The sequence below is a fragment of the bacterium genome, assembly GCA_035559435.1.
GTDB lineage: Bacteria > Zixibacteria > MSB-5A5 > WJJR01 > WJJR01 > JACQFV01.
Genome location: DATMBC010000082.1, coordinates 1 through 5262 on the forward strand (window position 1 = coordinate 1; position 5262 = coordinate 5262).

A 5262-nucleotide genomic window follows, 5' to 3' on the forward strand; every position below is an offset into this window, starting at 1 on the left:
CCCGCCGCGCCGCCGGTGGCTTCGCCGGTCGCCGTGGCGCCCGCCCCGGCCCCCGTGCCCGCCGCTCCGGCGCCCGTCGCGCCGCCGTCCCATCTGGTCGAGATCAAATCCCCGATGGTGGGCACGTTCTACCGCTCGCCGGCCCCCGACGCGCCCGCCTTTGTCGAGCCGGGCAAAATCGTCAAGGTCGGCGATGTCCTCTGCATCATCGAGGCGATGAAGCTGATGAACGAAATCGAGGCCGAACAGTCCGGCAAGATTGTCAAGATCCTCGTCGAGAACGCCCAGCCGGTCGAATTCGGCCAGCCGCTGTTCCTGATTGACCCGACGGCCATTTAGTCCACAGGGCACCCGCCGCAATTGCAGAACGCAGGGGCGTATCGCATACGTCCCTACCGTTGGACCGTGTTTCACGTGGCATGTGGGGCTTTTGACCTCACCCCGCAGACTGGGCCACAGGTGAGACTAACCGTTAGATTTGAGAGACGGAAGCGAAACACGCCACAATGCAGGTGTCCATGGTCAGCTACGCATCGATGCCACGACTCTTCAAATAAGCGCCGGCTGGCGTTGTATGAGCATCTGGGTGTCTGGGATGGGATCTGGCGAACGTTGTTGCACCGGCTGAACCGCCGTAAACGGTTGAAGGTCACGGAGTGCTTCGCAGATGCGACCTTCGCCTCCGCGAAAGGGGGGCGACAGGATCGGCCCCACCCGTCGGGGCAATGGCTCGAAGGTGATGCTCGTCACCGACGGCAAGGGGACGCCGTTGGGACTGCATGTCGACAGCGCCTCGCCGGGTGAGACCACGCTTTTGGAAACCGTTCTCGATGATGTCCGTGTCCCGCGGACGCGTCTTCCCCGATTGATTGCCGACCGGGGTTACGACAGTGATCCGCTGCGCCGAGTCCTGAGGCGACGCGGCACACAACTGATCGCCCCACACCGCATCTCGCGCACACGCTCCGCCCCTCAGGACGGGCGACCGTTGCGCCGGTACCGGCGACGCTGGATTGTCGAACGCACCTTCGCGTGGTTGCATCGGTTCCGTCGTCTGGTTGTCCGCTACGAATACTACGCGGTGATGTTCCTGGCGTTCCTTCACGTCGCCTGCCTCATCATCGCACTCAGGAGGTTATGAAACTGACTCTAGACCTTAGCGAGCTTTCGAAGCAATTGTCGGTATGTGTTTATGAATTCTGAAATGTGTTCACCCGCGACATAGAAAATTCCAGAGTCGTACCCGTGAGATTCGTCGAGTTCCAGCTCTTTTCTTACTTTGTGTACCGTTTCTTTCGGCACATCACTGCCTTCGTCCTGATAGTGGATTTGAGTGGTCAGATGGCCTCTCGTGATGTTGATTCGATTCCCTTTCGAGGGATTTGCTAAGCTGCATTGGTACCGCTCTAGGATTTGTCGTAGCTGTCTGAACTGGAGAGGGTGTTCATGTCGTTGGACTTGGCGAATTCGCCTATTAATCCAAAATGCGCAATACTGCGTCTCCGGATCGGCTCCGATTACTTGCTCACCATCTTTCTGAAGCAGATTGTGATCCGCCAGTCTGAGTAGGAAATCGTAGATTTCGTCCTCAGTGGCAGTGAATATCCACGAATTCTTATCAAGAAAGACCAGCAACGAAACGAGCGCCGCACGCTTATTTCCGTTGTGAAATGGGTGATTCAAAACGATCGAGTGAACTAACGCGGCACCGGCCATCGCGACTGAAGGATACTTGTCCGCTTCTCCGAGGCAAGTCTTCGGTCGATGTACGGCCGATTCCAGCAGATCAATGCTCCGTACGCCAGGTGGATCAATAGGGTCGCGAGATGAGGCAAAGTCGTTCACAAGCCGAGCGTGGATTTCGGCGACCTCGGCCGAGCTCAAGTATGCCAATTCCTGAGGTCTACCGATCAACTGCCAATCTGGTGAGCTCTTCTTGTGTCTCTCAACCTTTGTTGCATCGGTTAATGGTCGAGAAGTGAGCAGTCGGTCAGCTTTGAAGAATTCGGAGCTTTTGCTCACCATGGATGAGCCGGTCGATGGTTTGAGTCTGATTCCGAGGGCGATCTCAGCATCAGAGAGCATCGCTCGCGGAATCCTGGAGAGCCGTCGTTTCCTCAGTATCTTTGCCCGATGCAGAATTTCGCGGACAACTTCTTCCGACTGCTGTGATCGGCAAGCCAAGCTCTGAATCGTGTACTTCGAAGGTACTAGACCCTGCGGGGCGATTCCGAGCACTTCCCGAACACGGTCGATCTGGGAACCGGGGACGCAATCGCAGACATTAAGAACTTGAACGCCCGCCTCCATCAACATAAGCAAGGCAACGTCGGCCTCCAGTTTGGATTCCGCGATTAATGTGCTAATGGGGTAGTAGCTTCGCCTCTTCATTCAACCAGCGATTCCGGTGGGCCTGCCCCTCGATACAGGATCATCGAGTCTGAGAACTCCAACGACATCTCGTGCCCGTAGAACACCGAGTTGTACTGTCGTCCAAGGGCGCTCTTTTCCGTTGAAATGATGCCAGATGGCATTGTACCGGCCCACACTCGATTGGGAGCCCCCACGCGCGGACTCCGTACTCAAACGACGTTTTGAATCTATCTCTCATCTCCCTGTCCCGCCATAGTGATTTCTCAATCGTCTTCCCGAACCCTATGCAACTTCTGACGGCTGTTTCCGTCTAGAAATGCTTAGTCGGAGTGTCCCGGCTGCTCATCGGAGGGGAAGATGGAAAACACTGGAGTTGGAAAGGCTGCGAGTTGCAAACAACGTCTCTGTTCGGGCTGTTTTCATGCTATTTTGTTGGCTGGTATAGTATTGCTAGTAACGGCCACGTCGGCATCCGCGGCCGACAACCGGCCGTCCTTCTGCGATGGCGATGGACTGCTTGCGCGCTTCGCCGAGTGGGTGTCTGTCGATGTCTTCGATGGCCGCGGCACTTCGGTGACCACCGATGGATTCGGACGGACCACCGCCACCTGGTCGGATGGGACCAACAAACTCAAGGTGCGCATCGAGGGGACAGTCAAGTTCGGCGAGGATGACCGTACGATTGACGACCTCTCCAAGAGCGGCCGGATCTTGATCTGGGAGAAGCGCGACTCCCGCGTGACCGAACTGGACGTCCGCGCCGACCGCCAGGGGGATCTCGATTATGAATACAACGTCGACGGCCGGGAGCGGCCTTTCGACGATGCGGGCCGGGCGTGGCTGGCGACCGTGCTGGTCGACCTCATCCGCAAGACCGGCATCGGCGCCGAGGAGCGCGCCAACCGTATTCTCGACCGCGACGGTGTCCCCGGACTGATTGCCGAAGTTGCCCATGTCGAAAGCGACTATGTCCTGCGCCGCTTCGTCGGCGAGGCGTTCAAGCGCCCCGCGCTGACCGCCGCCGAGTGCTCCGATATCCTCGAGGTGGCGGCGATGCGGATGGAATCCGACTACGAGAAGGCCGAACTGCTTCTGACCGTCGCCGAGCACCGCAACTGGGATCCCTCGCTCACCGCCGACTACGTCGCCGTGGCCTCGACCATGGACTCCGATTATGAGATTCGCCGCGCCCTGTCCGCCATCGAGCTCGATGCCAAAGACGGCCCCGAAGTCATGAACGCGGTCCTGCAGATCGCCGCACGGATGGAATCCGACTACGAAACCGCCGAGCTGCTCATCTCCTTCGCGCCGCAGTGCACGGGTTCCGAACGGCTCATGCCGATGTATGTCGACGCGGCTGCCGGGATTGAATCCGGGTACGAGGCGCGCCGCGCCCTGACCGCCCTGGATTGGCGCTCCGATCCGCCGGTGGAAGCGGTGGTCGGGGCGTTGCGGATCGCCGCGCGGATGGAATCCGACTACGAGGCCGCCGAATTGCTGGGCGAACTGGTGCCGCAGTCCCGCGACGGCGCCGCGGCGACAAATGCATTCATGAGCGCGGTCGCCGCCATCGAGTCCGATTACGACGCCGCCCGCGCGTTGACCGGGTTTACCGACACTCCACACCTCAATGCCGCCGCGACACGGGCGGCCCTGGCGGCCGCTCGCGGCATCTCCTCCAGTTACGAGCAGGGGGGAGTCCTGCGGTCGCTGTTGCCTCATTGCCGCGGCGATGAAGCGCTCGAGGATGAATTCCTCGCAGCGGCGGATGACGTCGACGGCGACTACGAACGCGAGCAACTCTACTCCGAATTCTACCGCGCCGACAGGGAGGCACGTCGCGACCGCCGCGGCGATTGACCTTGAACGCAAAAGCATCTCGGTAGGGCCGGCCTTGCCGGCCCTTTGTCGTTGCGGCCTGTCCCGGCGCCTTCGCCCGTGAAGCCGGCCACCTCATCACGCCGGCGGCGGCGCGGGTGAGGGGCCCCCTTCAGCCCTCCCTTCCTTCTGCCGATAACTCCCCAGAGAGGGGGCATTCCGCCCGCCAGGGAGAACCGCCATGACATTCAAGGAACTGTTGGAAGAAATGATGGAGCGCGGCGCCTCCGATTTGCACATCCGCGTCGGAGTGCGTCCGATTCTTCGCATCGATGGCTTGCTCACGCAGATGGACTCGCCGCCGATGACCGCCGATCAGGTCGAAGAGATCATCGGCCAGATTCTCTCGGAGGAGCAGAAGCGCCGCTTCCAGGCGCGTAACGAGATGGACCTCGGGTTGGGCGTCGCCAAGCTCGGCCGCTTCCGTCTGAATCTCTACCGCCAGCGGGGCACACCGGGCATTGCCTGCCGCGCCGTGCTCACCCAGGTGCCGACCATGGCCGAGCTGCACCTGCCGGATGCCATCCGTAAGCTGTGCGCGGTGCGCCGCGGGCTGGTGATCCTGACCGGCGCCACCGGCTCGGGCAAATCGACCACGCTGGCCTCGATGATCGAGGAGATCAACGGCACCCGCTCGGAGAACATCGTCACTGTCGAAGACCCGATCGAATACATCTTCCGCGACAATCAGAGCGTGATCTGCCAGCGCGAGGTTGGCGGCGACACCGAGTCGTTTGCCACCGCGCTGCGCCACGCCTTCCGTCAGGACCCCGACGTCATCCTCATCGGCGAGATTCGCGACATGGAGACCATGATGATCGCGCTGACCGCCGCCGACACCGGGCACCTGGTGCTGACCACGCTGCATACCATCAACGCGGTCGAGACAATCTCGCGTATCATTTCGTTCTTCCCGCCCCACCAGCACCAGCAGGTGCGCCTGATGCTCTCCGGCACGTTGCAGGCGGTGGTCTCGCAACGCCTGCTGCCGCGCTGCGACGGCCCGGGACG

At 60.8% G+C, this 5262-nt stretch carries 5 protein-coding genes; 4 read left to right on the forward strand and 1 reads right to left on the reverse strand.

The window, feature by feature from the left end; translation table 11 throughout:
• The coding region (accB, locus tag VNN55_10110; GenBank protein ID HWO57905.1) for an acetyl-CoA carboxylase biotin carboxyl carrier protein at positions 1 to 339 on the forward strand (339 nt) is incomplete at its 5' end.
• A 328-nt stretch (positions 340 to 667) separates the two neighbouring features.
• Entirely contained in the window at positions 668 to 1141 is a 474-nt protein-coding gene (locus VNN55_10115; protein ID HWO57906.1) for an IS5 family transposase, read from the forward strand.
• An 8-nt stretch (positions 1142 to 1149) separates the two neighbouring features.
• On the opposite strand, the gene VNN55_10120 is transcribed toward VNN55_10115, so the two are convergent.
• A complete protein-coding gene (locus VNN55_10120; GenBank protein HWO57907.1) occupies positions 1150 to 2391 on the reverse strand; it encodes a type II toxin-antitoxin system death-on-curing family toxin in 1242 nt (413 codons plus the stop codon).
• 429 nt (positions 2392 to 2820) lie between these two features.
• Between VNN55_10120 and VNN55_10125 the strand changes: the two genes are divergently transcribed.
• Together VNN55_10125 and VNN55_10130 are read left to right on the forward strand one after the other, a co-directional pair.
• Positions 2821 to 4233: a hypothetical protein gene (locus VNN55_10125; protein HWO57908.1), complete on the forward strand. Its 1413-nt coding sequence runs from the start codon at positions 2821 to 2823 to the stop codon at positions 4231 to 4233.
• A 199-nt stretch (positions 4234 to 4432) separates the two neighbouring features.
• A partial coding sequence (locus VNN55_10130; GenBank protein ID HWO57909.1) for a PilT/PilU family type 4a pilus ATPase occupies positions 4433 to 5262 on the forward strand: 830 nt, incomplete at its 3' end.

Excerpts from the sequence above, each read along its gene's own strand:
- VNN55_10120 (HWO57907.1), bottom strand. The coding sequence starts at position 2,391 with ATGAAGAGGCGAAGCTACTACCCCATTAGCACATTAATCGCGGAATCC.
- VNN55_10115 (HWO57906.1), top strand. The coding sequence starts at position 668 with ATGCGACCTTCGCCTCCGCGAAAGGGGGGCGACAGGATCGGCCCCACC.